At 54.6% G+C, this 25,160-nt stretch carries 25 protein-coding genes and 1 tRNA gene; 3 read left to right on the top strand and 23 right to left on the bottom strand.

Features of this window, described 5'->3' with window-relative positions:
- Positions 1-183 precede the first annotated feature (183 nt).
- Together gap and EH198_RS13760 are read right to left on the bottom strand one after the other, a co-directional pair.
- Positions 184-1,194, bottom strand: coding sequence for a type I glyceraldehyde-3-phosphate dehydrogenase (gene gap / locus EH198_RS13765; RefSeq protein WP_124696107.1), 1,011 nt, complete (start codon positions 1,192-1,194; stop codon positions 184-186).
- Between the two features lie 91 nt (positions 1,195-1,285).
- Entirely contained in the window at positions 1,286-2,362 is a 1,077-nt protein-coding gene (locus tag EH198_RS13760) for a sugar-binding transcriptional regulator (protein ID WP_124696106.1), read from the bottom strand.
- 261 nt (positions 2,363-2,623) lie between these two features.
- Here EH198_RS13760 and EH198_RS13755 point away from each other — a divergent pair.
- Together EH198_RS13755 and clpP are read left to right on the top strand one after the other, a co-directional pair.
- Positions 2,624-2,698, top strand: a tRNA-Arg gene (locus EH198_RS13755).
- A gap of 290 nt (positions 2,699-2,988) precedes the next feature.
- Entirely contained in the window at positions 2,989-3,585 is a 597-nt protein-coding gene (gene clpP / locus EH198_RS13750) for an ATP-dependent Clp endopeptidase proteolytic subunit ClpP (RefSeq protein ID WP_124696105.1), read from the top strand.
- A gap of 74 nt (positions 3,586-3,659) precedes the next feature.
- Here the strand turns inward: clpP and EH198_RS13745 are convergent, their stop codons facing one another.
- The 9 genes from EH198_RS13745 to EH198_RS24680 all read right to left on the bottom strand — a co-directional run bounded on the left by EH198_RS13745 (position 3,660) and on the right by EH198_RS24680 (position 11,071).
- Positions 3,660-4,301 (bottom strand): GDSL-type esterase/lipase family protein, encoded by a 642-nt coding sequence (locus tag EH198_RS13745; RefSeq protein ID WP_124696104.1) that lies wholly within the window; start codon positions 4,299-4,301, stop codon positions 3,660-3,662.
- 93 nt (positions 4,302-4,394) lie between these two features.
- A complete protein-coding gene (locus EH198_RS13740) occupies positions 4,395-5,486 on the bottom strand; it encodes a DUF3298 and DUF4163 domain-containing protein (RefSeq protein ID WP_124696103.1) in 1,092 nt (363 codons plus the stop codon).
- Between the two features lie 74 nt (positions 5,487-5,560).
- Positions 5,561-6,316, bottom strand: a complete 756-nt coding sequence (locus EH198_RS13735; RefSeq protein ID WP_124696102.1) for an SIMPL domain-containing protein — start codon at positions 6,314-6,316, stop codon at positions 5,561-5,563.
- A 151-nt stretch (positions 6,317-6,467) separates the two neighbouring features.
- Positions 6,468-6,737, bottom strand: a complete 270-nt coding sequence (locus EH198_RS13730) for an HPr family phosphocarrier protein (protein ID WP_025332700.1) — start codon at positions 6,735-6,737, stop codon at positions 6,468-6,470.
- Positions 6,738-6,837: 100 nt separating this feature from the next.
- Positions 6,838-7,767: a DNA-binding protein WhiA gene (gene whiA, locus EH198_RS13725; protein WP_124696101.1), complete on the bottom strand. Its 930-nt coding sequence runs from the start codon at positions 7,765-7,767 to the stop codon at positions 6,838-6,840.
- 5 nt (positions 7,768-7,772) lie between these two features.
- Positions 7,773-8,714, bottom strand: coding sequence for a gluconeogenesis factor YvcK family protein (locus EH198_RS13720; RefSeq protein ID WP_246014316.1), 942 nt, complete (start codon positions 8,712-8,714; stop codon positions 7,773-7,775).
- 58 nt (positions 8,715-8,772) lie between these two features.
- Positions 8,773-9,672 (bottom strand): RNase adapter RapZ, encoded by a 900-nt coding sequence (gene rapZ / locus EH198_RS13715; protein WP_124696099.1) that lies wholly within the window; start codon positions 9,670-9,672, stop codon positions 8,773-8,775.
- A gap of 44 nt (positions 9,673-9,716) precedes the next feature.
- On the bottom strand, positions 9,717-10,667 hold the full coding sequence (locus EH198_RS13710) for an ROK family glucokinase (RefSeq protein WP_124696098.1): 951 nt from the start codon (positions 10,665-10,667) through the stop codon (positions 9,717-9,719).
- 227 nt (positions 10,668-10,894) lie between these two features.
- Positions 10,895-11,071, bottom strand: coding sequence for a hypothetical protein (locus EH198_RS24680; RefSeq protein ID WP_185702884.1), 177 nt, complete (start codon positions 11,069-11,071; stop codon positions 10,895-10,897).
- Between the two features lie 135 nt (positions 11,072-11,206).
- Between EH198_RS24680 and EH198_RS13705 the strand changes: the two genes are divergently transcribed.
- A complete protein-coding gene (locus EH198_RS13705; RefSeq protein ID WP_185702883.1) occupies positions 11,207-13,039 on the top strand; it encodes an ABC transporter substrate-binding protein in 1,833 nt (610 codons plus the stop codon).
- 116 nt (positions 13,040-13,155) lie between these two features.
- Here EH198_RS13705 and trxB read toward each other — a convergent pair whose 3' ends face one another.
- The 12 genes from trxB to EH198_RS13645 all read right to left on the bottom strand — a co-directional run bounded on the left by trxB (position 13,156) and on the right by EH198_RS13645 (position 25,056).
- A complete protein-coding gene (gene trxB / locus EH198_RS13700) occupies positions 13,156-14,109 on the bottom strand; it encodes a thioredoxin-disulfide reductase (RefSeq protein WP_124696096.1) in 954 nt (317 codons plus the stop codon).
- A 90-nt stretch (positions 14,110-14,199) separates the two neighbouring features.
- Complete coding sequence (locus EH198_RS13695) at positions 14,200-15,576, bottom strand: tetratricopeptide repeat protein (protein WP_342772037.1); 1,377 nt, start codon at positions 15,574-15,576, stop codon at positions 14,200-14,202.
- A 276-nt stretch (positions 15,577-15,852) separates the two neighbouring features.
- The gene (locus EH198_RS13690) at positions 15,853-16,803 is read right to left on the bottom strand and encodes a ribose-phosphate diphosphokinase (protein WP_124696095.1); all 951 of its coding nucleotides are present in this window, start codon (positions 16,801-16,803) and stop codon (positions 15,853-15,855) included.
- A 23-nt stretch (positions 16,804-16,826) separates the two neighbouring features.
- Positions 16,827-17,654, bottom strand: a complete 828-nt coding sequence (hisJ, locus tag EH198_RS13685; RefSeq protein WP_124696094.1) for a histidinol-phosphatase HisJ — start codon at positions 17,652-17,654, stop codon at positions 16,827-16,829.
- A gap of 17 nt (positions 17,655-17,671) precedes the next feature.
- Complete coding sequence (hisIE, locus tag EH198_RS13680) at positions 17,672-18,394, bottom strand: bifunctional phosphoribosyl-AMP cyclohydrolase/phosphoribosyl-ATP diphosphatase HisIE (protein ID WP_124696093.1); 723 nt, start codon at positions 18,392-18,394, stop codon at positions 17,672-17,674.
- Positions 18,391-19,149: an imidazole glycerol phosphate synthase subunit HisF gene (gene hisF, locus EH198_RS13675; RefSeq protein ID WP_124696092.1), complete on the bottom strand. Its 759-nt coding sequence runs from the start codon at positions 19,147-19,149 to the stop codon at positions 18,391-18,393. The genes hisIE and hisF overlap by 4 nt, the downstream gene beginning before the upstream one ends.
- A gap of 401 nt (positions 19,150-19,550) precedes the next feature.
- Positions 19,551-20,282 (bottom strand): 1-(5-phosphoribosyl)-5-[(5-phosphoribosylamino)methylideneamino]imidazole-4-carboxamide isomerase, encoded by a 732-nt coding sequence (gene hisA / locus EH198_RS13670; RefSeq protein ID WP_124696091.1) that lies wholly within the window; start codon positions 20,280-20,282, stop codon positions 19,551-19,553.
- Between the two features lie 132 nt (positions 20,283-20,414).
- Positions 20,415-21,032: an imidazole glycerol phosphate synthase subunit HisH gene (gene hisH / locus EH198_RS13665; RefSeq protein WP_124696090.1), complete on the bottom strand. Its 618-nt coding sequence runs from the start codon at positions 21,030-21,032 to the stop codon at positions 20,415-20,417.
- A 3-nt stretch (positions 21,033-21,035) separates the two neighbouring features.
- On the bottom strand, positions 21,036-21,665 hold the full coding sequence (gene hisB / locus EH198_RS13660; protein WP_124696089.1) for an imidazoleglycerol-phosphate dehydratase HisB: 630 nt from the start codon (positions 21,663-21,665) through the stop codon (positions 21,036-21,038).
- Positions 21,631-22,938 carry a histidinol dehydrogenase gene (hisD, locus tag EH198_RS13655; protein WP_124696088.1) on the bottom strand — a complete coding sequence of 436 codons (1,308 nt, stop codon included), beginning with the start codon at positions 22,936-22,938 and terminating at the stop codon, positions 21,631-21,633. Before hisD ends, hisB begins: the two co-directional genes overlap by 35 nt.
- A 201-nt stretch (positions 22,939-23,139) precedes the next feature.
- Positions 23,140-23,775, bottom strand: coding sequence for an ATP phosphoribosyltransferase (hisG, locus tag EH198_RS13650; protein WP_124696087.1), 636 nt, complete (start codon positions 23,773-23,775; stop codon positions 23,140-23,142).
- Positions 23,776-23,850: 75 nt separating this feature from the next.
- Positions 23,851-25,056: an ATP phosphoribosyltransferase regulatory subunit gene (locus tag EH198_RS13645; protein WP_124696086.1), complete on the bottom strand. Its 1,206-nt coding sequence runs from the start codon at positions 25,054-25,056 to the stop codon at positions 23,851-23,853.
- Positions 25,057-25,160: the final 104 nt, after the last annotated feature.

Raw genomic sequence — 25,160 nt, 5'->3', positions numbered from 1 at the left:
CGCATAGAGTTTGCATCAAGAAGAAACGGCTGCGACCTTCTAAAGGACGGCATCCGTTTTTCCGAAAGAACTATAACATACGATTAGGCGAAATATGCTGCGATTGTCTTGTATTTCGGAAAAGAGCGGAAACAATAAACTGCTGTTTCCGCTCTATGAATGATGCTATTTAAAATCTTTAAATTATTTAGTCAGTTTTGCGAAGTGTTCCAGCGTACGAACGAGCTGAGCAGTGTAGGACATTTCGTTGTCGTACCAAGCTACAGTCTTAACGAGCTGCTTGTCGCCAACGGACAGAACTTTAGTTTGCGTAGCGTCGAACAGGGAACCGAAAGTCAGGCCTTTGATGTCGGAGGATACGATTTCGTCTTCCGTGTAGCCGTAAGTTTCCGGATCGGAAGCTTCTTTCATTGCCGCATTAATTTCGTCTACCGTTACGTTCTTCTCCAGAACAGTAACCAGCTCTGTCAGGGAACCTGTAGGTACCGGTACGCGTTGAGCAGCACCGTCGAGTTTGCCTTTCAGCGCAGGAATAACCAGCCCGATTGCTTTTGCAGCGCCAGTGGTGTTAGGGATAATGTTCTCGGCAGCAGCACGGGCGCGTCTGAAGTCGCCTTTGCTATGCGGAGCGTCCAGCGTGTTTTGGTCGCCGGTGTAAGCATGGATTGTAGTCATCAGGCCTTCAACAACACCGAACTTGTCGTTCAGAACTTTGGCCATAGGAGCCAGGCAGTTCGTTGTGCAGGATGCGCCGGAAATAACGGTTTCGGAACCGTCAAGAACGTCGTGGTTAACGTTGTATACAACAGTCTTCATTTCGCCTGTAGCAGGTGCGGAGATAACGACTTTTTTCGCTCCGCCTTTCAGGTGAAGCTCAGCTTTTTCTTTGGAAGTGAAGAAGCCTGTGCACTCCAGAACGATATCTACGCCCAGGTCGCCCCAAGGCAGTTCTTCAGGGTTGCGGTTAGCCAGAACCTTAACTTCTTGGCCGTTCACTTTGAAGAATCCGTCATGAACTTCAACTTCGCCTTGGAATTTGCCTTGAGTTGTATCATATTTCAACAAGTGCGCCAGCATCTTGGCATCGGTCAGGTCATTAATCGCTACCACTTCGATACCTTCCACGTCTTGAATCCGGCGGAAAGCGAGGCGGCCAATACGGCCAAATCCGTTAATACCTACTTTTACAGTCATTGAATAGTTCCTCCTAAGTTTCGTTTTATTTATTCAAGACAAGCCTTAGGCTTATCAAGACAACAGGTTTAAGTATAAAGCATAATAAATGCTAATGCTCGCCGTAATGCGGAATCTGCTCGGACGCGGCGTTATATTCGTCAATTTCCCTGACGATTTCGGACGCGGCAGCTTCATCTATGACGAGTATGTTCTCTTGGCCGAACCGCAGCACGGCGTGAATGGCTTTGGCCTTCCGCTTGCCTCCGGCTATGCCGATGACGATCTCCGTCCGAATGATATCCTCAAGGCGGAGTCCCATGGTCAACATGGAATGGACCACCTTGCCCTGCTCGTTAAAGTAGTGACCAAAGGATTCGGCAACGGCGCCCGCGCTCTTGATCTTGCTGACGGTCTCGTCGTCCAGTCTTCGGCGGCGAGTCATTTCCAAAGCATCTCCGATTCCATGCACAATAATTCTCGAACGGCGGATAATCTGGACAATTTCCGAAATGTTCGGTTCGTGAGCCAGCGACTGATAGGCATCCTCGCTGAGCAAGTCCGGCACATGCAGCAGCCGGTAATGCGCTCCGATCCGCTTGGCCATCGTCGAAGCGATGGTATTCGCCTGAAATTCCACGCTCTCTCCTAGTCCGCCTCTTGCTGGAACGATCAAGGCGTCCCGGTAAGACAAGGACATTGGAGCGGTCATCTGCTCCGCCAATTCAGACAGCGTCGAGCCGCCTGTGACAGCAACCGTGTCGTCGGTGCGCAGCACGCTCAGCAGCGCTCTGGCTCCGGCTCTCCCGAGCTCTCTCTTGGTAAAGGGCGAAGCTTCACAATCGCCCGGCACCACGACTACCTTCTTCAAACCGTAAGTCGAACGAATTTTCTCTTCCAGATCATCAAGGCCAAACAAGCTTTTGGCCACAGGCTCGAGCAAGTCAAGCAGTTTCCGTCCGGCATCGCTGATCCGCATGCCAACACTCTCGATCTCGATGAGCCCCTGCGACTTCAGAAGGTCCGTTTCCGCACGAAGCACCCGCTCAGTCATATCAAGCGAAGCGGCGAGCGTTCTGCGGCCGATAATATCCGACAACAGGATCTGATGAAGAATCGTATACCGTCTTTTGAGGGTTTCCATGAGATCAGGCAGAAGCTGCTTTTGGATTTCCAATAAGTTACGCATGCTTTCACTCCTGCAACTTCGTCTTTCACTTCTTCCCCTTCTCTATGGTCTTAAAACGTCCCGGGTTAACTTTTTAAGTCCCACCAATTATTCTACCCAAATATTGCCCTGAGCGCAAGGGCTCCGAAACTAGAATTCACAACCTCTTTTCTTCTTATGCATGAACATTCGCATTGTTATCGCGGAGAATCGGTGCTGTTGACCTATATAATGAATCGGGAGTTGCAATGCTCCGTATTTTATATTATAATAATTTCTGTTGCGCCCGTGGTCCAATGGATATGACGTAGGCCTCCGAAGCCTGAGATCCAAGTTCGATTCTTGGCGGGCGCGCCACATTATTTCTTTAACCAAACCTTGAATGTTTAACCCAAGCGCCATGCGATGGCGCTTTTTTTTATGATGAGTTTGACTTTCTTTGACTTTTTGTTTGATTTTGTTTATCATGTGGGTAATACGGTAACAGTTAAGAAGAAGCGGCCAAGTCGGCTTTTTTGAAGACGGCTTTCGTTTCCCGTAAAAAGGATGACGATGATGACATGCGCACAGCATATAAATCCTTGTCCTTTTAAAAAGAAGCTGTACGAAATCCATTTTTGAAGATCTAATTCAAGGAGGTTTTCCACGTGAGTTACATTCCTATGGTCGTAGAACAAAGCAGCCGCGGCGAGCGGGCGTATGATATCTATTCCCGCCTGCTGAAGGACCGCATCATTTTCCTTGGAACTGAGGTTAATGACGTGGTAGCCAATTCCATCATCGCACAAATGCTCTTCCTGGCCGCCGAGGACCCGGAGAAAGATATTTCCTTGTACATTAACAGTCCAGGCGGATCGATCACCGCCGGCATGGCGATTTTCGATACGATGCAGTACATCAAGCCAGACGTATCCACCATCTGCGTCGGTCTCGCCGCTTCCATGGGCGCATTCCTGCTCAACGCCGGAGCGAAGGGCAAACGCTACGCGCTGCCGAACAGCGAGATTATGATTCACCAACCGCTGGGAGGAGCCCAAGGACAAGCTACGGATATTGAAATTCGCGCCCGCCGCATTCTGAAAATGCGCGACAAGCTGAACAAGATTTTGGCGGAACGTACCGGCCAACCGCTTGAGCGCATCGAGAAGGACACGGATCGCGACTATTTCATGAGTGCAGCGGATGCGGCCGAATACGGCCTTGTCGATAAAGTCATCGAAAAACCGGCATCAATCGGCGCATAACACTCCCGTTAAACTTTCATAAAAACGCAAACCCCCTTTGTCCATGATCACGGGCAAAGGGGGTTTTTACGTCTTCAATTTGGGCTCAGGCTTCCATATCCGATCGACTGCAGCCGATCCGCAATGACGCGGTATCCTTTTCCATTAGGGTGAAGATGGTCGATGGAAAGCAATTCCCGCTCGTGTCCGGCAAACGCTCCGTAAATATCTGCAAAGCCGCATACCTTGCTATTGTACTGCGCCATTTGGCGGTTGAACTGCCGGACCCAGCCCGAGGCCTCTTCCACCCGGGGATACGGATTGTATAATCCGACAATCCGGATAATGTAAGGCTTGCCGGCTCCCGCCTTCGCTTGGTAAATCTGTCCCATGATGCCGGCAAAATGCCTCCGGGATTCTTTCAAGGCATTTTGATAAACAGAAGACGGCGAATTGGACTGTCCCCCGGCCTTGGCAGCATGGATCAGATCATTGCCCCCGATCGAAATCGTGATAAGATCCGCCTCCCGAAGTGATTGGCGAAACAGCGGGTTATAACTAACAAGCTTCTCCAGTTCGGCTGTAGTCAAGCCGTTGATTCCAAGGTTCGTATAGGCGACAAAAGTACGGAGCGAAATCTCAGACATCCGCCGGTACACAGGAACAAAGCCGTTGCCCGGCATCGCTCCGAAGCCGGTCGTCAGCGAATCGCCGATCGCCGTATAGTTGTATACCATGACATTCTCCCTCCCCGCTATATGGCTCGGTCACCATTCAGCATATGAACGGCAAGCCGTACTCGCAACGGGAGAATATCCAGTGGCAAAAAACTATTTTAATCCGGCGAACGGACTGCTTCCGTCCGGCAGCAGTTCTTTAAAGGCGAAAGTGAACTCCGGAAAGCCTTCGGCATACGGGGTATATTCATATAATTGAAAGAAGAGTACTACCCGGCCGTCTTTAAGATAAAAGTATTTCTCGGTATTCAGGCCGTTAAAACCGCCAAAATAGCCTTCATCGGCCTTTAACAGCCTGCCGACCTTCTCGTTCAAAAGCTTTTTGTAGTTCGGATTGGCTCCAAACAAGTCGCCCAGAAGCAGACGCTTGCCGTCCTTAAGCGAGAAAGTGAAGGCTTGGCGCAATGTCGTTCCGTGAGCGCCTCCGGTGTAGCCATACTGGCTCATGACCAGGCTCAGCACACCGTCCTGGTTGTAGGTTACCACGTATTTCGAGTCGAATTCATACGGGCGGTCCTGTTCGCTTTTTTCAGCTATCGCCCTGTCGGCGCCGGCGGCAAAACTCATAGCAGCTTTATTTAGCGTATCGTTAATGCTCTTCTGAGCGGAGGCATCCGCAAGTCCTGAAATCTGGGGGTAATCCAGTTGGACCGTTGCCCCATCGGCCTCCTTGGTATACGTCTCCGTCGTTACAGTCAGCTTGTTCAGCGGCCGGTGCATTACATTCAATCTGCCGGAGGAAGCGCTAAAGTCTCCAAGGTAGCCCAAATAATCACTGAGCAGACCAAATGGAACGTAGAGACGGTTATTAAAGTTGCGGCCCTCATACTCGTTGATAAAGTAGCCGTTAACCGCAAGAGAGATTCCGTATTCGGAAAGCATCAGCTTAGTCTGGCGGATTCCCTGTCCGAGGGAATAGCTATTCTCCGCCTTGTCATAGTTGATCGGCAAACCCAGTGAATTTTTAAGAAAAGTTACAGGAATCCATATCTTTCCCTCCCGGAAAATGCCCTGCTGCGAAGTAAGGGTTCCATTGAACTTCAACGCAACCGGAGAATAATCGGCCTTAGCCTTAACCGGCGCCGCCTCACCCGTTGCTGCAGGAAAAACCGTCCCACCCAGCAGCAGCCCGGCTGCAATCATTCCGGCTCCCCATCTGCGTGCAAGCTTCTTCGTCTTGTTCATGGTATAATTATCCTTTTCCGCCCCTAAGCATGCGACAAAAGCCTCTTTATGTCTCGTTAGGTTGTCCGGCCCTGCTAGTTCAATTGATAGATGACGTTAAGCTGCGTGATAATCTTCACCTCTCCCGGCTGAACCGCGGTGCTGGCGGCGCTATCGGCGGCGCCGTACATCATTTTGGCGTTCTGTTCATATAATATCGGGCCCGCGCCGACGTCGTTCTGGCTGACGGTCAGCACCTGGCCGAGCGTTCTCTTGGCCGCTTTGGCAATCGCTGCCGCCTTCACGTCGGCATTGGCCATCGCCTTCTCAATAACCTGCGCTTCGAAAGCCGATGTGTCCTCCACTGCAAAGCGGGCATTGCCGATATTGTTGGCGCCGGCCTCCGAAGCCGCATCGAGCAGCGAGCCCACCTTGGTCAGATCGCGGTATGCGACCTGCAAAACATGATGCGCATTATAGCCTTTCACTTTCTGACCTTCTTTATCGTTGTACGTATAGTTCGGCTGTACGAAGAACTCGCTGGTTTGAATATCCTTATCACTAATCCCCCATGTATTCTTGAGCAGCGCTGTCAATTTTTGAATTTTTGCCCCATTGGACTTTTGGGCTTCCTGGGCGGTTGTCGCCGAAGTATCGACTCCGATCGACAGATAGACGATATCCGGCTTCATCGACAGTTCTCCTTTGCCCACGACACTGACGATATTCTTCTGCACTTCTTCGGCGTAAGCCTTCTCCGGCTGCTTTAATCCACCGCTGAGCGCAACTCCTCCCACCATTAAGCTTCCTGCAACGAATACTGTCAGGACCGACTTGATCCATCCCTTCATTTTTGCCATCCTCCTTTATTGGATTTGCGTGACTAACGATTGTACCTACTAGACGGGAAGGCCTGGCAAATGTTGCACGGGGACAAAAATAAAAAAAGCCCTCAACGGGCTTTTTGGTCATACCATAAATAGGGCTGTGCTGCAGATACTGTTATTGATTCTCCAGCTCTTCCTTGCTGACAAGGCTCGTCAACGCAGTTACGGCCTGATCGGCATCCGCGCCTTCCGCGCTGATATAAATCTCCGTGCCGGAGCTGATCGCAAGGCTCATAATCCCCATAATGCTTTTGGCGTTAACTTTTTTATCGTCTTTTTCGACGAAAATCTCAGATGAGAACTTGTTGGCTTCCTGCACGAACAATGCTGCCGGCCGAGCATGGAGCCCCGTCTTCAACCGGACGACTACCGGGTGCTTTGTCATGAAACGCTTACCCCCTAATTAAGATGTGCCCAAAAATTTCACAGTAAATTTTATCATATTATATCATTATAACCTAAACGACACTAGAAGAAAATAATAATCATTCGCCCCGAAGCTTCTCCGCCAGCTCGTCGATCTTGCGGAGCCGATGGTTGACGCCGGATTTGCTGACGCTTCCTTTCAGCATTTCACCGACTTCCTTCAGATTGATATCGGGATGGGCCAGCCGGACCTCCGCCACTTCACGCAGCTTGTCGGGCAGATTCTCGAGTCCCATTTCCTTCTCAAGAAACTTGATGTTCTCAATCTGGCGCACCGCCGCGCTGATCGTCTTGTTGAGATTGGCGGTCTCGCAGTTCACAATCCGATTGACGGAGTTTCGCATGTCGCGCATAATGCGCACATCCTCGAATTTGAACAAGGCCTGATGGGCGCCGATCAGGTTCAGGAACTCGATGATCTTCTCGCCTTCCTTGATATAGAGGATGAATCCCTTCTTGCGCTCGATGCAGCGGGCGTTAAGATGAAACTCCCCCGCCAGCTCAACCAGCGCCTTGCAGTGCTCCTCATACATGGAGGCGATCTCCAGATGGTATGACGAGCCCTCAGGATTGTTTACCGAGCCTCCAGCCATAAAAGCGCCGCGCAGGTACGCACGTTTGCAGCAGTTCTTGCGGACAATGCTGTCGTCGATTCCGTCCGTAAACATGAAGCCCTCCGAGACGATTTTGAGGTCGTTCAGAATTTCCTCCACACGGGCGGGGATTCGGACGATATAAACGTTATTTTTCTTCAAACGCATTTTTTTACGCACGAGAAGCTCGGTATGAACCTGGTAATATTTCTTAAGCAAGGAATAAATCCGCCTTGCAATCGCGGCATTTTCTGTTGAGATGTCGAGGACGATCCTTTTACTTGAAAGCTGCACCGATCCATTCATCCGGATCAGCGCGGACATTTCCGCTTTCTCGCAGCATGGGCCGCTCTCGACCATCGTCAGTTCTTTTTTGGTCAGTGCCGCAAAAGACAAGGTTCTCACCTCTTTCGTGTTATCCAATCCTGAACGAGCTGATAAATGTGATGACTCAGCTTATCCGTATCATGCCTCAAATAGGTGCGAAACAAAACCAGTTTGTCGGCAATCAGCTTATATCGCTGATCCTCCTTGGCTTTTTGGTCCAGTTCGACCGGGCTCGCCCCTTTTTCGGCATATTTCCGCTGCACATCCGGCGGAATTTCGCCGTTGTTCACGATAACGTAATCGAACAGGTGCATTCCGATATGATCGTAAACAGCCTGCAAATGATCGCTTACCGTATAGTTATCCGTTTCCCCTGGTTGGGTCATCACGTTGCAAATGAACATCTTGACCGCATTGGATGCAACAACCGCCGCCGCCAGCTTCGGTACAAGCAGATTTGGCAAAATGCTGGTGTACAGGCTGCCGGGACCGAGCAGAATGGCATCGGCGGACCGGATCGCCTCCAGCGCCTCCGGCAGCGGCTCGACATCGGGCGGGTCCAGAAAGACCCGCTTGATTTTGCCCCCGGCTTCCGGAATCTTGGATTCTCCCTTTATGACCGTGCCATCCTCCATCTCCGCACTCAGCACCACCGCTTCGCCGGCTGCCGGCAGCACCCGCCCCCTCACGGCGAAGACCCGGCTCAGTTCCCGGACGGCGGTGACGAAATCGCCGGATATGTCGGTAAGCGCGGCCAAAATCAGATTGCCGAGACTGTGCCCGGCAAGACCCTCTCCGCTGCTGAAGCGGTACTTCATAATGTCGGCCATCAGCGGCTCGACATCGGCCATCGCCGTCAATACGTTGCGGATATCGCCTGGCGGCGGCATTTGCAGCTCGCTGCGCAGGATGCCGGAGCTACCGCCGTCATCGGCCACCGTTACGATAGCGGTAATATCCAGCGGCTTTTCTTTCAAGCCGCGAAGCATAACGGACAGGCCGGTGCCGCCGCCCATGACGACGATTCGCGGACGCTGTCCCGGTTGTTCAGCCACGATTAGATCCCTTCTCTCCTTAATGCCTGTCGCGTTCGGCATCCCGGTGGCTGACCGATACGGTTTCCGTCTCGCTTACCCCCAGCATTTTGCCCAAATATTCGGAAATGGCCACAGAGCGGTGCTTTCCGCCGGTGCAGCCGATTCCGATGATGATCTGGGCCTTGCCTTCCTTGCGGTATTGGGGAATGAGAAAATGCAGCATATCGAGCAGCTTGGTCAGAAATGCCTGCGTCTCGGGCCACTTCATTACATAATCATATACATCGCTGTCTTGTCCCGTGTGGGGCCGAAGGTGGTCCACATAGTGCGGATTAGGCAAAAAGCGGACGTCAAACACAAGATCCGCGTCGATCGGAATGCCGTATTTGAAGCCGAAAGAAGTGATATTGACGGAAAGCGTGCTTTTTCCTAAATGAGAGTAGCGGGAGACAATCTTCTCTTTGAGCTGGGCAGGCTTCATACTGCTCGTATCAATAACCTGCGTGGCCGAATTCTTAAGCTCCTCCAGCATATTGCGCTCCAGCCGGATACCGTCGAGCGGCATGCCCTTCGGAGCAAGCGGATGACGTCGCCGGCTTTCTTTGTAGCGCTGCACCAGTACGGAATCGGTTGCGTCCAGAAACAGAATCTCGCAGCCGATCGTAAATTGATCCTTGATCAAATGCAGCGATTCCGACAGGGCGGTGAAAAACTCGCGGCCTCGCAGGTCAATGACGAGCGCCACTTTCGCGATTTTCCCTTTGGACTGCTCAATCAGCTCAGCGAATTTGGGGATCAGGACGGGCGGAAGATTATCGACGCAGAAAAATCCAAGATCTTCGAGGCTCTGCACGGCGATGGTCTTGCCCGCTCCCGACATTCCGGTAATAATGATCAGGGTGGCCGCAGCCGACGGAATGTTCTCCTCTTCGGTCATTAAGCTTCCCTCCCTAGAATTAGTGTATGAATAATTTCCGGTTCCTAAGAACGCAGCAGAAGGCCTGCGGCGCCGACAATACCTGCATCGTTGCCGAGGAGCGCCGGGATAATTTTTACGTCCTTTTGAAGCGGATCGGGCGCCAATTGCGCGTACACGCGGCGAATTTCCTCAAACAGGATTTCACCGGCCTTGGATACGCCGCCGCCGATAATGAACACCTCGGGATTCAGCACGGCAGCGACAGCCGCCAGCGACTTGCCCAGGTAAAATGCAGCCCGGTTTACGATGCGCAGCGCCACTTCGTCCCCGGCTTTGGCCGCATCGAACACTTCCTTGGCGGCGATCTTTTCCTCCGCCGCAAGCGTTGTGCGATCGCCCCGCGCTACCGCGTCGGTCGCCATGCGAATGATGCCTGTCGCCGAGGAAACGGTTTCCAAACAGCCCATCTTCCCGCAGCCGCACTGAATCGCTTCCAGATCGGGAACGACGGAAATATGGCCGAGCTCGCCGGCAAGGCCGGAGAATCCTTGATAAATTTTACCGTTTATAATAATGCCGCCGCCGACGCCGGTCCCCAGCGTATAGCATACGCAGTTCTCGATGCCCCGCCCGGCACCGCTCCAAGCTTCGCCAAGCGCCGCCACATTGGCATCATTGTCTATTTTGACGGGCTTGTTCAAGCGATCTTCCAAAATGGAACGAATCGGCACGTCTCTGAATCCTATGTTAGGCGCAAGAATGATAATGCCTTCACGAATGTTCGTGAAACCGGCTACTCCCGCTCCAACACCGACAAGCTGATCCCATTCATAAGGTGAATCAGCGACAATTTGACGCACGTACTTTTCGATGTTGTCAATGACGGTATCGACACCGTCCTGGGTTCCAGTAGGCCCTTCATAGGTGTGAAGCAAATGACCTTCGTCATTGCAAATGCCCACCTTAATTGCGGTTCCGCCCAAATCCACGCCTACGTAGATATTTTCCGACATGTAACAAGCCACCTTCTTCTAAACTAAAATAGTAAATCCCACGTTACCCACTATAATAGAAGCGTTCCCTGCGGTCAAGGAAAGGCGGCACACCCGGCTAGGATGCGACGCCGAAAGCCCGAAAGTTATACTGAAAAGGTGAAAAGCCCATAAAAAACCACCCACCTTGCGGCGGATGGCCTGTTCCCGGCAGCAGAAGCGTTGAGAACCGGCCTTTTCCGGTCGCGTCACAACGTTCTGCGAATTCTTTTAAAAGCCAAGGACCACAGGGTCCCTCTCTCGCGCCGCACATGCCTGCTCTTACCGTTCACAGCTTCCTGTCTTCTCCACTGTCTGTCCGCCAGACATTCAAGCTTTTGCCGGTCCTTCTCCATCAGCATTTCCGCTATTGCAGGATGTATCACAATGATCCCGCCCCTTTCTTTCCCGGATCTTACATCCGGATGGTACTTTTAGTATAACTTTTCCAAAAGGGGTAAAAAGGGTATAATCCAAATTATCCACTTCACCTTTTCTACTGAACGAAGGAGGTTTTGCCTTTGCTGGCCGCACTGCAATTCTTTGAACTTCGATCGTCCTACATCGACCGGGAGCTGAATACTCCCTTTCCCGCCACAATTCAAGCGCTGACCGATATATGGCACTGCACTCCGCGCAACGTTAAAATGGTACTCCGCAAGCTGGCCGATCTTGGATGGATTAGCTGGCAGCCCGGGCTTGGGCGGGGGAATTCCTCCATGCTCGCTTTTCTGGCCGACGCGCAGGACATACTCCTTGAAGTAGCTATAGGCCAAACGAAAAAAGGCGATGTCAAAGGAGCGCTCGAACTGATCGACCGCTTCGGCGAGTCCGCACAGGTAAAGGACGGATTTCTGGAATGGCTCTCGGGCGGAATGGGCTTTACCCGGACCCTTGTTACCGACATGATGATGGATACACTCCGGTTTCCGGTGCAGCGATTCATTGTGACGCTCGACCCCGCTTCGATCTATTTTGCTTTTGATTCGCATATTATCGGGCATATCTACGATACGCTTGTCGATTTCGATCCGATTACCGAAACTTTTCGGCCTTCCATTGCCCACTTCTGGGAAAGCTCGCCCGATTGCAGCGAATGGATCATCCACCTGAGAAAAGGCGTCAGCTTTCATCACGGCAGGGAGGTAACCTCGGAAGACGTCATTTATACCTTCGACCGGCTGCGGCTGAATCCGGACCTTTACGAGCAAAGCTGGTTGTTTACGGGAATCGAAGATATCCGTATGCTTGACCGGAAGACGGTACATATTAGGCTCAAAGAGCCCAATTACCTCTTTCTCCACGTCCTTTCCGTCAAAGCGTCTTCCATTCTTCCCGCAGACCTGTGCAGGGCCGATGAAGCAGCCTTCATGAAGCAGCCGGTCGGAACCGGATCGTTCAAGCTAGTCCGTTATGATGAAAGTGTTTGTATACTGGAGGCTTTTTCGTCCCATTTCCGGGGCAGGCCGCATATCGACCGGGTCGAGATCTTCTTCCTCTCCGAACAAGATGCGGGTCTGCTGAAAGAGCCGGATTGGTCCCGCGCCTCCTGTACGGAGCAGAACGTTTACAATGGATATTTGAGAAAAAGCGCCGGCCCGGATGCCGAATGGCGCGAGGTGGAGACCATTTCGCCGGGCTGCAGCATGCTGGTCTTTAACCGCCGCAAGGAAGGACCCCAAAGCAGCCTCGCCTTCCGCCGGGCGCTTGATCTGATTATTGACCGCGGGCAGATGATTGCCGACCTTGGCGAGAACCGGATTTATCCGGCGCGGGGATTTCGCACTGAGCGTGGCGAAGCTGCAGACCCGTCGAAAAAAATGGAACCGGCGGCGGATATCTACCGGCTATTAGAGCAAAGCGGTTACCGGGGAGAAACGTTCCGGCTGTCGACTCACACCCGCCATGTCGCCGACGCGCGTTGGATACAGCGGCGCTGCCGGGATTTCGGTATCCGCATGGAGATTCAGGTGCGCAGGGCAGAGAATATGGCCGATCCGGGCTTTTCGCCGGAGGATGATTGCCAGTTGTATGAGGTCGTTCTCGGTAACGATGAAATTCAGGAGTTGGAGTTATACCTACAAAAAGGATTCTTCCCTTCCGCCTTGGCGGACGGCATGCAGGAGACGGTAAAAGCCTCGGCCCTGGCCGTGATGTCCGACCCTGACCGGCGGAACCGCTGGCGGAGACTGCATGAACTGGAAGACCTGCTGCGCCAGTCTTACAGCGTGCTGTTTCTGCTTCACAAAAAAAGCAACACCCGGTTCCATTCCTCGATCCAGGGAATCAATTTGAATTCCTGCGGCTGGTTCGACTTCCGCACCGTCTGGTTCCAGCCGCATTCCCTGGCATAGGAAATGGGAGAAAATATAGACTTTGGGCAATAATTTCACGAAAAAAACCAAGCTTCCACGTTTGAGATGGAAGCTTGGTTTTTTTAATTCCCAGGATTAAGGCGTTTATTTGCCTCTTATTTATCCAGCGTCTCGCTCCAGTCGTGTACCATGGCGCCTTCAAGATACTTCTCGGCGTCCATAGCCGCCATACATCCTGAACCCGCCGCCGAGATGGCCTGACGATACCGGGTATCCTGAACATCGCCGCAGGCGAACACGCCGGGGATATTCGTCTCGGTCGTGCCCGGACGGACGACGATATAGCCGTTGGCGTCGGTCGTAATCTGGCCGCCGAGAAAAGAGGTGTTCGGCGTATGGCCGATCGCCACGAAGACGCCGTCGACTTCAATCAGTTCCTCCGCGCCGGTCTCATTGTTGCGGACAAGCAGTCCCTTCACTCCGGTCTCGTTCTTCACGACTTCCACCGGAGTGCGGCCCAGCGCCCACGAAATTTTGGCGTTTTCCTTCGCCCGGTCCTGCATAATCTTGGACGCCCGCAGCTCCTCGCGGCGGTGCACCAGGGTAACATTGCTCGCGAACCGTGTCAGGAAGCTCGCTTCCTCCATCGCGGAGTCGCCGCCGCCGACAACAATAATCTTCTTCCCGCGGAAGAAGAAGCCGTCGCAGGTGGCGCAGGTGCTGACTCCGCGTCCTACATTCTCCTGCTCTCCCGGTATGCCAAGATACCTGGCCGAAGCGCCGGTCGAGATAATGACGGTTTCCGCTTCCAGCTGGCCGAGCCCGTCAACGTTCACTTTGAAGGGCCGCTGCGAGAAATCGACGGATTCCACCCAGCCGTTCTTAAACTCTGCTCCGAAGCGTTCCGCCTGCTTGCGCATATTGTCCATAAGATCCGGACCAAGAATGCCTTCCGGAAATCCGGGGAAGTTCTCCACTTCCGTCGTCGTTGTCAACTGTCCGCCCGGCTGCAAGCCTTCAATGACCAGTGGGCTCAAATTCGCGCGCGCCAGATATATGGCGGCGGTCAGACCGGCCGGGCCGGTTCCAATTACAATCGATTTATACATCTTAAGTGACCTCCTCGCAAAACGGATTATTATAGGTTTGGCTGATATGCCAAGCTGGTTATCCCTATTATGCCTCGAATCTTAATGACTTTAGCCGCGCGGAAGCCGCTCTTTCCCTTCCGGGCGCGGCTCCTTCTCCGGCTCCATGCCGATAAGCTTGTGCAGACGGAGCAGGCCGGCTTCCTCCTGCTTGCCGTCCTGGACCGGCTCGCTCAGCAGTTCCTTAAGCGCCTGGACCATCTCCTCGTCGCCGATCCAGCCGAGCGCCTCGGTGACCTGCCGCTTCAGGCTGGCATCTCCGTAGCGCAGCGCCCAGAAGAAGGATGACCGCAGCAGCGGGTTGACCCGAACCTGCTCGGCAAAGCTGCCTCTATTGGCCTTCCACTGCTTGAGCTGCTCCTGAAAAGGAAGCTGGTAATTATAGCTGACGGGCGGCAGAGCCGCCCCTTCCGCTGCGGATTGATGCAGCAGGTTCAGGAAGAACCGGGGCACCGCCGACTCCGGATCGAGCTTGGCGGCCTGCCGCCAGCAGCGCTCGGCCTCCCGCAGCAGTCCGCTATTGCAGGCCGCAGCTGCGCAGTAGTGATAGAGGCCGGCGTCGCCGCCGATCTCCTCGTCTTTCAGCAGACGGCGGAAGTGGCCGTACGCGATTCTGTGCCGTCCCAGAATCCCCATTGTTGTCGCAAGCTTGAAGACATGCTCCCGGTGGAACGGAACAGTAACCTCAAGCATGCGCAGCAGCCCGTCCAGCGTTTCCCGGTCCCCTTCATACTGCAGAAAAATTGCCATATTGCAGAGCGCGTGCAAGTTTCCCGGCTCGTGCTCCAGCACCTGCGCGATACACTCTTTGGCTTTGCCGAACCGCCCCAAATAAAAATAGGCCAGAGCCAAATTATTACGCGCCGCCAAAAAATCGGGCGTGCCCTCGATGATCTCTTCCAGCAGGCGCACCGCCTCCGGAAATTTCCCTTCTTCCAGCAGGCTGCGGGCCCGGTCGTGCTCGACCGCCCCTTCCCTGCTGCGAATCCGGTGAAGCGGAGCGGGCCGGTCGAGCTCGTAATGCAGCAGCTCCAGCAGTTCATCCGATTCGGCAAGAAACTCGCCGTTAGCATCCTCCTCGAGATACGCCACCAACGAACGCTCGGCTTCTTCAAAGTTTTCCATGTTGGCGAAGTTGTTAGCCATATAAAAATGGCACTCCGTCATCGATGGGTCCACTTTTTCCAGAACATGGGCCAAAATAGCGTTGGACGCCTCATAATTTCCCATCTCCGACAGTATACCCGCCATATTGCAATGATTAACCGGATTTTCCGGTTCATATTCAACCGCTTTGCGGAAATTTTTCAATGCTTTCTCATATTGAAAGCGATCCAGCGAACGCACGGCTCTTTCAAAGAAAAAATTGGCGTTCAGAGCAACGGAAATCACATTCCGGCCGTCCGGCTCTGAAGTCTTTTCTATCATGGAAGCAAGGCACCTCCCTTGTAAGCTCCCTAACCCTCTCTTAAACATGTTAACAGAAGACGCGCCCATGCCCGAGCGATTCTCCAAACTTCACGTTTGCCGGATTCCGAATTCCGTCCCGGCTGTCTCCACACAGTATAACACAAAATCGAGGGGGGGTCTCAAGTTGAACGGGCGCCTGAAACAGACAAAAAGTGAGAGGAAAAACGGAGAGCCATCCGCACCGTCGTTATGCCGGCTGTTCTCCTGTATAGTCAAGAAAAAAGACGGGAGATGTTAAATCCCCGCGTCTTCAAGCAGCTTATCGATGGAACCGCCTTCGGTAATAATGCGTGTGGCCCTTGCCAGCATCGGAGCGACCGACAATACAGTGAACCGGCTGGAGTGATCGGGAGGCAGCGCGATTGAATCGGTAACCACCACTTCCTCAATTCCCGGATGCTCCAGCCGGACGATCGCCGGACCTGAGAACAGCCCGTGTGTGGCGCAGATGATGCTGTTCTTCGCGCCTCTCTCCTTAAGTCCTTCGACAACGTTGACAATGGTGGTGCCCGTATCGATCAGATCCTCGATGATGACCGGAGTCCGTCCCTCCACATCGCCGATGACATGGGTAATGACTGATTCGTTATGGGCCGGGCGCTTCTTGATCATTATCGCAAACGGCGAATCGAGCCGGCTCGCCAGCTTCTCGGCCATGGAAGCGCGGCCTGCATCGGGCGATACGACCACCACATCGGACAAATTCTTAGTCTTCAGATAGCCGCTGATCAGGTCAAGCGCGGTCAGGTGGTCCACCGGAATGTTGAAGAAGCCCTGGATCGCCGCGGCATGCAGATCGATGGTCAGGACGCGCGTAGCGCCGGCTGTTGTCAGCACGTCGGCGACCATTTTGGCGGAGATCGGCTCTCTAGGCGCGGATTTGCGCTCCTGACGGGCATAGCCGTAGTATGGAACGATGATATTAACCGTACGGGCGGACGCCCGCTTGGCGGCGTCAATCATTACCAGCAGCTCGACGAACAGTTCATTGATGGGATGGGAGAGTGATTGCACCAAAAAAACATCGCAATTCCGGATGCTTTCTTCATAATGCACATAAATCTCGCCGCTCTTGAAGCGGGTCAGCTTGATCCTCCCCAGCTCCACTCCAAGCCGCCCGGCAATATCTTCGGCCAGCTTCGGATTGGACGAGCCGGAAAAAATACGCAATGAATGGTGCTGCATAACGCCCCTCCTCAAATTGATGATCAGCCTACAAAAGGAACCGCCTCGCGGCGGCGCTCTTTAAACACCGCGAGCTCACGGAATCCCGTCTCCCAGAGCAGCTTGCGCGCATCCGCAAGACCTTCGCCCAGCTTGGCGGGATCATGGGCGTCCGAGCCCAGGGTCAGCGGGATGCCCAGTTCAAGCGCCCCAGCAAGCACATGCGGAGCCGGAAACATCTCCGCGCATGGCTTAAACAGGCCGGAGGCGTTCAGTTCCATCGCGATTCCAGCGTCCGCAATCACTTGCAGCGCGCTTCTTTCCATTGTTCTCACTTCCGCCTTGCCTTCTGATGTATCCGGCCCGTAGCCGAATCTTTTAATAACATCCATATGCCCTATTATATCGTATAATCCCGAAGATGCCGCCTTACTTATCGCTTGATAGTAACGCCGGTATACCTCAAGGGGATCTTGGCCTTCCCAGCCGTGAACCTGCCGGTAATCGGTAATATCCCACTCGCCGAGAAAATGGACCGAGCCGATCAGGTAATCCCATGGGTAGGGAGACAGCAGTTCACGGATTTGCTCTTCATAGCCTTCGATATAATCGGCCTCAAGCCCCACGCGGATATCGATAGTCCCTCGATAGCGCTCCTTCAGGTCAAGGCACTCCTCAACGTAGCGCGGAAGCTCCTCAAGCGGCATCGCCATCTCGGGATAATACTGATCCGGATCGACATGAAGCAGCGGCAGATGATCCGAAAGCCCGAGCTGGTCAAGGCCAAGCTCGATCCCCCGGCGGACATAATCTTCGAGCTTGCCTACAGCATGACCGCAGCGCTCGTGGTGGGTATGGTAATCGATCTGCATAGGAAGCTCCTCCCTTTCTAGTCGCGGCGGGGCCGCTCATGGCGCGCGCTAAGCTCGGCCATAATGTCGTCGAGCGGAAGCTTTCGCTCTTGCAGCAGGACAAGCAAGTGATAAATGAGATCACTGACTTCCAGCCGAAGCTCGGCGTTATCCTTGTTTTTGGCGGCGATGATCGTTTCGGCCGTTTCTTCGCCGACTTTTTTCAGAATCTTATCAACGCCTTTATCGAACAGATAAGTGGTATAGGCCCCTTCTGGACGCTCCGCCTCTCTCTCGCCGATGATTCGCTCCAGCTCGGCCAGCACAGCGAAACGCTCTTCGGCCGGTCTTTCGGCGCTATGTAATTCACCCGCCTCCGCCTTATCCGCCGCAGACTTGCTGCCGAGCGGCAGCTCGCGGTAGAAGCATGAAACCTTGCCCGTATGACAGGCTGGTCCTTCCGGCTTAACCTTGACGAGCAGCGTATCGCTGTCGCAGTCGTAATGAATCGAGGTTATCGCCTGCGTATTGCCCGAAGTGCCGCCTTTATGCCACAGCTCTCCCCGCGAACGGCTCCAGAACCAGGTCTGTCCGCTCTCCAGCGAAAGCTTCAGCGATTCCGGGTTCATATATGCGAACATGAGCACTTCCAAGGTTTTATCGTCTTGCACAATGGCAGGCAGAAGCCCGGCATCGTTCCAGCGTATTCCTTCCAAAATATCCTGTTGTCCAGGCGTTGTATTGTTTTGCTGTCCGCTCATCGGATTTCCACACCCTTTTGTTTTAAGTCGGCCTTCAAATCGCCGATCGCAATTTCCTTATAGTGAAAAATGGTCGCTGCAAGTCCCGCATCCGCTTTGCCCGCAGTGAACACATCGTAAAAATGTTCAATTTTACCCGCTCCGCCCGAAGCGATCACCGGGATATCCACCAAGTCGCTGACGGCCGATGTCAGGCGAAGGTCAAAGCCATCCTTGGTGCCATCGGCATCCATGCTGGTAAGCAGAATCTCTCCGGCTCCCAGCTTCTCGGCCTGTTTCACCCATTCCAGCGCTTTGATTCCGGAAGGCTTGCGTCCGCCGTGGGTGTACACTTCCCACTCGCCCCAAGTTTCATTATATTTGGCATCTACGGCCACTACAATACACTGGGAACCGAACCGCCGCGCGCCTTCGAGAATCAGCTGCGGATTGTTGACGGCCGCGGTGTTGATGCCGATTTTGTCGGCTCCGGCGCGTAATATCGTCTTCATATGCTCGGGAGCCGATATTCCTCCTCCCACGGTGAACGGAATGGAAATTTCGCCCGCCGTCCGGCGCACGACCTCGACCATAGTCGCCCGACCTTCCACCGATGCGGAGATATCCAGGAATACCAGCTCATCAGCGCCTTCCCGGTCGTAAATCGCCGCCAGCTCCACCGGATCGCCGGCATCGCGCAGGTTTACAAAATTAACGCCTTTTACCACCCGCCCGTCTTTAACGTCCAGACAGGGTATGATGCGTTTGGCCAGCATGGTTTGTCCTCCTTAAAAGCGTTTTCGATCCCCCTAAATCCCCCTTAGTCAAGGGGGACCCCGAGGGCCCGCCCTCTGGACACCCGGAAGTTTGGCGGGGTCAGGGGCGAAGGCGCTCCTTAGTTCATTTTTGTGGTGCGACCGCTTATCCCTGCGGGACCGCTTGGAATGCGGCGCACCTGCGGCAAAGCAACACCTTTAAAAGCCTAAGACCTTCGCGTGCCGCGGTCTTGGCCCCTACGGGACGGCGGGCTCGCCCCGCCTGCTTAACAACCTTTAAACCTAAGAACCTTCGCGTGCCGCGGCTTTGGCCCCTGCGGGACGGCGGGCTCGCCCCGCCTGCTTAACAACCTTTAAACCTAAGACCTTCGCGTGCCGCGGGTCTGGCCCTTCGGGCCAGGCTACTTCAGCGCCGCCAAAGCCTCGGCAAGCTTGATGTTGCCGGTATACAGCGCCTTCCCGACGATGGCGCCACCGATACCGCTGTTCTTATGCGCGCTGAGGCTAAGCAGATCATCCTGGACGGTGACCCCGCCGGAGGCAATCACGCTTTTGCCGCTGGCTTGCGCCATAGCAAGAATGCCCTCCACGTTCGGGCCCTGCATCATCCCGTCGCGGGAGATATCCGTGTAGATAAAGGTTTCCGCGCCCTTGGACGCGAGTTCCTTTGCTAAATCCGTAGCCAGCACCTCGGATGTGTTAAGCCAGCCATGGGTGGCGACATAGCCGTTCCGCGCATCGATGCCGATCGCAACCTTAGCGCCGTATTTCGCCAGCACGGCTTCGGTAAATTCCCGGTCATTGATGGCGGCGGTGCCGATGATGACCCGGCTGACGCCGAGCGACAACAGCTTCTCCACATCTTCCAAGGTGCGCAGCCCTCCGCCGACTTGAACCGGCACGTTCACGCCCGCGGCGATCGATCCGATAATGTCGATATTGACCGGATGCCCGGCCTTTGCGCCGTCGAGGTCGACCAGATGGATGAATTCTCCGCCCTGCGCCTCCCATGATTTGGCCATATCCAGCGGGCTATCGCCGTAGACCGTTTCCTGATTATAATCGCCCTGCAGCAGCCGGACGCATTTTCCGTTCCGGATATCAATCGCCGGATACACGATAAAAGAAGACATTTCGCCGTTCCCCGCTTTCTCCTTGCTAAAATCATTTCACTTTGACGCGGCCTCACGTCCAAGCTCTCTGGACCTTCTGCCCAGGATGCCGAAGACGCCTAAAGCCGCATGCTTTTATGAGGCATTGCCCCGTTAAATTTCCAGCTTCAAAAACTGCTCAAGCAGCTTCCTCCCCAGCTCCCCGCTCTTCTCAGGGTGAAACTGCATGCCGAATACGCTGCCCCGCCCGACGATAGCTGTAACCGGGTGACCGTAATCCGTTACGGCCAGCAGATCGCTTTTCTGCTCGACGTGCGCATGGTAGGAATGGACGAAGTAGACATGACCCTCTTCTAGTCCCTTAAGCAGCGGGTTCTCCGGCTGAAGGTACTGCAGCTTGTTCCAGCCCATATGCGGCACCTTGAAACCCTCTCTGGCCTCAAAGCGCACCACCGTTCCCGGCAAAAGATCAAGTCCCTCATGGACGCCGTACTCCTCGCTTTGGGTAAACAGGAGCTGCATGCCCAGGCAGATGCCGAGCAGCGGCTGCCTGCCCGTCGCTGCGACCTCTTTGACGACCGCGTCCAGTCCACTTTCCCGCAGATGATCCATCGCGTCGCCGAATGCGCCGACGCCGGGCAGAATGACGCGGTCCGCGGCCAGAATTTCGCCCGGGTTACCGGTCACGAGCGGCTCGTGGCCGAGACGCTCGATTGCCTTGCTGACGCTGTGCAGGTTGCCGATCCCGTAATCGACGATAGCTACGGTCATGAGCTACAGCACTCCTTTCGTGGATGGAACGCCTTTCACCCGGGGATCGATCGCCGTCGCCTCGTCCAGCGCGCGCCCGAGCGCCTTGAATACCGCTTCGATCATATGATGCGTATTGAAACCGTAATGTACGATGACATGCAGCGTTATCCGCGCTTCCAGCGCGAATTTCCACAGAAATTCATGGACCATCTCCGTGGAGAAACTGCCCACCTGCTGCGAAGGATACTCTGCCCGGTACTCGAAATGCGGTCGGTTGCTGATATCGATGATGACCTGCGCGAGCGCCTCGTCCATCGGCACAAATACACTTGCGTATCGCTTGATGCCCTTCTTGTCGCCGAGCGCTTCGCGCAGAGCCTGTCCGAGGCAAATGCCGATATCCTCTGCCGTATGATGATCGTCAATCTCGATATCGCCGCGCGCCTGGACAGACAGATCGAATTGGCCGTGCTTTGTGAACAAATCGAGCATATGGTTCAGAAAAGGCACATCGGTCTCCAGCTCCGACTGACCGCTTCCGTCCACTGTCAGCGCCAGCTTGATGTCCGTCTCATTCGTTTTGCGGGAAAGACCCGCCTGCCTGATTAGCTGCCCGTTATTCTCCACGCTCTTCTCCACCCTTCGCTTCATTATCCAGCCTGATTTCCACGGCTCTGGCATGGGCCTCCAGCCCTTCGCGACGCGCCAGCTCGATGATGGTTCTTCCGTCGCGCAGCAGCGCCTCCTTGCTGTAATAGATCAGACTGGATTTTTTAATAAAATCGTCAACGTCCACCGGCGATGAGAACCGAGCCGTTCCGTTCGTCGGAATAATGTGATTCGGCCCGGCAAAATAGTCGCCCACCGGCTCCGAGCTGTATGGCCCGAGGAAAATCGCTCCGGCGTTCCGGATCGCTCCGGTCAGCGCCATCGGGTCCTGCGCTACGATTTCCAGATGCTCCGGCGCCAGCCGGTTAACGACGGAAATCCCTTCTTCCAGCGTCTCAACTACGATAATGGCGCCGTAATTTTCCACAGAAGCCCGGGCGATTGCTTCACGCGGCAGCTCCCGAAGCTGCCGCTCCACCTCGGCGGCGACAGCCTCGGCCAGGGCTTGCGAAGGCGTCACAAGGATGGCCGAAGCCATCTCGTCATGCTCCGCCTGAGACAAGAGATCGGCGGCGACATAGGCCGGTTCGGCGGTGTCGTCCGCCAGCACGACGATCTCGCTCGGACCGGCGATGCTGTCGATATCGACGGCGCCGTACACCTCGCGCTTGGCCAGCGCGACGTAAATATTGCCCGGTCCGCAAATTTTATCGACCGGTTCGATCGACTCCGTGCCGAACGCCAGCGCGGCTACCGCCTGGGCGCCTCCGACACGGTATATTTCATTCACGCCGGCCTCCGCGGCGGCGACCAGAATATAAGGGTCGATCCCTTCCCTCCCGCCTGTTGCCGGCGGCGTCACCATAACGATCTCCGGCACGCCGGCGATCTGGGCGGGGATCACGTTCATCAGCACGGAAGAAGGATAGGATGCCTTGCCCCCGGGAACATACACGCCCACGCGCTGGAGCGGCCGGATGATCTGGCCGAGAATCGTGCCGTCGGGCTGCAGGTCCATCCAGGAGTTCCGCTTTTGTCTGGCATGGAATGCGCGGATGTTCTCCGCTGCGGCCCGAATCGCCGCCACAAACGATTCTTCAACATGCTTGTAAGCAGCCTGCAGCTCTTCCTGGGTAACCCGGACATTGTCACGGTCCAGCCGGGCTCCGTCGAATTTTTCCGTATATCGGAAGAGGGCGGCATCGCCCTCCTGTTTGATATCGGCCACAATTTGCTTAACGGCCTTGTTCTGCTCAGGGGTACCGTAATCGACGTCCCGCTGCAGCTTGAAATCCCTGCTGGATTGCACCTTCACTGCTCTTCCTCCTTATATATCACCGGATCGCCCCTGGGCCATCCGCTATGCGCCTCCGGCTTTCTTACGTTTCATGAAAAATGTAACGAGGCGGAAGTCCCTCACAGCTTCTTGTCCGGTTCGTAATCTCTGCGTCCGGCTGCCGAGATGCTTCTAGCGTCCATGAATAACATGCGCCGGGGCAGCATACGCATTACGCAATTACTGGGTCGGCTGGGCGATAACGGCCTGAAGCCGGTCGCACAAATGCTGGATTTCCGCATTTTTCATCCGGTAACTGACCCGATTGGCCACAAGCCGGCTCGTAATCCCGAAAATGCTCTGCATTTCAACGAGTCCATTCTCGCGCAGCGTCTGTCCCGTCTCCACCATATCGACGATTCTTTCGGCAAGTCCGATCAGCGGCGCCAGCTCGATGGAGCCGTTCAGCTTGATGACCTCCACCTGCTGGCCCTGCTCCCGGAAATACCGGGAAGCGACATTCGGATATTTGGTCGCCACGCGCTGATGAATACCCGGCTCCCAGTTCGGCAGGCCGATGATCGACATCCGGCAGCGGGCGATGCCGAGGTCCAGCAGCTCGTACACATCCCGGTTCTCCTCGAGCAGCACATCCTTGCCTACGATTCCGATATCCGCCGCTCCATATTCCACATAGGTGGGCACGTCCACCGGCTTGGCCAAAATAAACTCCATTCCCGCCTCAGGAAGCGGAATGACCAGCTTGCGCGAAGCCTCGCCCTCGGGAGGAATCGGCAGTCCCGCGGAACGGAACAGCTCCGCCGCCTTGTTATAAATGCGGCCCTTCGGCATAGCCACCTTCAGTATCTGCGCCATTAGCTTATGTCCGCCTTTCTGTTCCTATAATTAATATTCTTTATAATATCCGTTGCACCTTTGGACAAATTGTCTTTAGCTGCGCTCCTTAACAAATGAAACGAACGTATAAATATCCCTGTAACGCTTGCCGCCCGCCTCGATAGCGGAATCGGCCGTTGTCAGTTCTCCGGGATTCGACACCAGCTTCGTTATCACAACATGCCCTTCGGAGCGCAGCCGCGCCGACTCCTGCAATCCTTCTCTGCGCTGCTGCGCATCGTACTGGACGAGAGTCGGCAGCTCATACCCATTCTCCGCTCCCCGGACACCATCCAGAATGCGGTTCGTCTTAAGCGAGAAACCCGTCGAAGGAACGGACCGGCCGAACTGCTGCAGCAGATTGTCGTAACGTCCGCCGCTGCAGACCGGAAATCCGAGTTCGGCGGCATAGCCTTCGAACGTCATGCCCGTATAATAGGTGAAATCCCCGACCATGGTCAGATCGATCAGCACATGCCGGGACACTCCATACGCCTCAAGCACCTCCCACACCTTGCACAGATGCTCAATAGAAGCACGGGCGAGCGGATGCCGGCTGAGCCCCAGCGCCTGGCCGCAGATTTCCTTGCCGCCGCGCAGCCGAAGCAGTGCATCCATCTCTTCCTTTTGCGATTCTGTCAAGTTCAGCCGGCCGAGCGCGTCACGGAAAGCAACATAATCGCGGTCCAGCAGATGGCTTTTGAGATCCTCCTGCACCTCCGGCAGTCCCGGTGCCACTTCCTGGAACAAACCGTTTAGGAAGCCGACATGGCCCATGGCGATCTTGAAAGTCTGCACTCCCGCGGCCTTCAGCGATTCGATGGCCAGAGCCACGACCTCCGCGTCTGCTTCAGGGGAATCATCGCCCACCAGTTCGACGCCGGTCTGATAAAATTCGGCCTCGCGTCCGGCCTCTTCCTCAATCGCCCGGAATACATTGGCATGATAAGACAAACGAAGCGGCAGCGGCTCGTCCTTGAGCAGCGAGGACACAACGCGGGCCACCGGGGCCGTCATCTCCGAACGCAGCACCAGCGCCTGGCCGCGGTTGTTCAGCAGTTTATACAGCTTCTGGTCCGAGGTTGAACTGGCAACCCCAACCGTATCGTAGTATTCCAGAGTCGGCGTCATAATCTGGCAGTAGCCCCACTGGTTCATGCAGTTCAGCACATCATTCTCGATCTTGCGCAGCTTGCTCACGGCATGCGGGAGGTAATCCCGAAAGCCTGTGGGCTTCTCGAAACCCTTCGGTTTGGACATATTGAAATTCACCTCATCGGTTATTGAAAAATCAGTCAGCTAAATCTGTTAAAGGACATCCCTGTTCTTTACTGTGGTAAAGTGGTAGCAAAGTAAAGCATTTT

Origin of the sequence: Paenibacillus rhizophilus (genome assembly GCF_003854965.1) — a bacterium.
GTDB lineage: Bacteria > Bacillota > Bacilli > Paenibacillales > Paenibacillaceae > Paenibacillus_AQ > Paenibacillus_AQ rhizophilus.
The sequence above is the reverse complement of the archived record's forward strand: the minus strand, read 5'-3'. Positions and strand labels throughout refer to the sequence as shown.

What these genes read in the sequence shown, in the direction of transcription:
- EH198_RS13695 (WP_342772037.1), bottom strand. Translation starts at nt 15,576, where the DNA reads ATGATAGAAAAGACTTCAGAGCCGGACGGCCGGAATGTGATTTCCGTT.
- rapZ (WP_124696099.1), bottom strand. Translation starts at nt 9,672, where the DNA reads ATGACCGAAGAGGAGAACATTCCGTCGGCTGCGGCCACCCTGATCATT.
- EH198_RS13645 (WP_124696086.1), bottom strand. Translation starts at nt 25,056, where the DNA reads ATGTCCAAACCGAAGGGTTTCGAGAAGCCCACAGGCTTTCGGGATTAC.
- hisA (WP_124696091.1), bottom strand. Translation starts at nt 20,282, where the DNA reads ATGTCTTCTTTTATCGTGTATCCGGCGATTGATATCCGGAACGGAAAA.
- hisIE (WP_124696093.1), bottom strand. Translation starts at nt 18,394, where the DNA reads ATGAGCGGACAGCAAAACAATACAACGCCTGGACAACAGGATATTTTG.
- trxB (WP_124696096.1), bottom strand. Translation starts at nt 14,109, where the DNA reads ATGTATAAATCGATTGTAATTGGAACCGGCCCGGCCGGTCTGACCGCC.
- EH198_RS13760 (WP_124696106.1), bottom strand. Translation starts at nt 2,362, where the DNA reads ATGCGTAACTTATTGGAAATCCAAAAGCAGCTTCTGCCTGATCTCATG.
- hisF (WP_124696092.1), bottom strand. Translation starts at nt 19,149, where the DNA reads ATGCTGGCCAAACGCATCATACCCTGTCTGGACGTTAAAGACGGGCGG.
- hisG (WP_124696087.1), bottom strand. Translation starts at nt 23,775, where the DNA reads ATGGCGCAGATACTGAAGGTGGCTATGCCGAAGGGCCGCATTTATAAC.
- hisB (WP_124696089.1), bottom strand. Translation starts at nt 21,665, where the DNA reads ATGAAGCGAAGGGTGGAGAAGAGCGTGGAGAATAACGGGCAGCTAATC.
- EH198_RS13745 (WP_124696104.1), bottom strand. Translation starts at nt 4,301, where the DNA reads ATGGTATACAACTATACGGCGATCGGCGATTCGCTGACGACCGGCTTC.
- hisH (WP_124696090.1), bottom strand. Translation starts at nt 21,032, where the DNA reads ATGACCGTAGCTATCGTCGATTACGGGATCGGCAACCTGCACAGCGTC.
- EH198_RS13710 (WP_124696098.1), bottom strand. Translation starts at nt 10,667, where the DNA reads ATGTCGGAAAATATCTACGTAGGCGTGGATTTGGGCGGAACCGCAATT.
- hisJ (WP_124696094.1), bottom strand. Translation starts at nt 17,654, where the DNA reads ATGCAGATCGATTACCATACCCACCACGAGCGCTGCGGTCATGCTGTA.
- gap (WP_124696107.1), bottom strand. Translation starts at nt 1,194, where the DNA reads ATGACTGTAAAAGTAGGTATTAACGGATTTGGCCGTATTGGCCGCCTC.
- EH198_RS13730 (WP_025332700.1), bottom strand. Translation starts at nt 6,737, where the DNA reads ATGACAAAGCACCCGGTAGTCGTCCGGTTGAAGACGGGGCTCCATGCT.
- EH198_RS13690 (WP_124696095.1), bottom strand. Translation starts at nt 16,803, where the DNA reads ATGCAGCACCATTCATTGCGTATTTTTTCCGGCTCGTCCAATCCGAAG.
- EH198_RS13720 (WP_246014316.1), bottom strand. Translation starts at nt 8,714, where the DNA reads ATGGGCGGCGGCACCGGCCTGTCCGTTATGCTTCGCGGCTTGAAAGAA.
- EH198_RS13740 (WP_124696103.1), bottom strand. Translation starts at nt 5,486, where the DNA reads ATGAACAAGACGAAGAAGCTTGCACGCAGATGGGGAGCCGGAATGATT.
- EH198_RS13735 (WP_124696102.1), bottom strand. Translation starts at nt 6,316, where the DNA reads ATGAAGGGATGGATCAAGTCGGTCCTGACAGTATTCGTTGCAGGAAGC.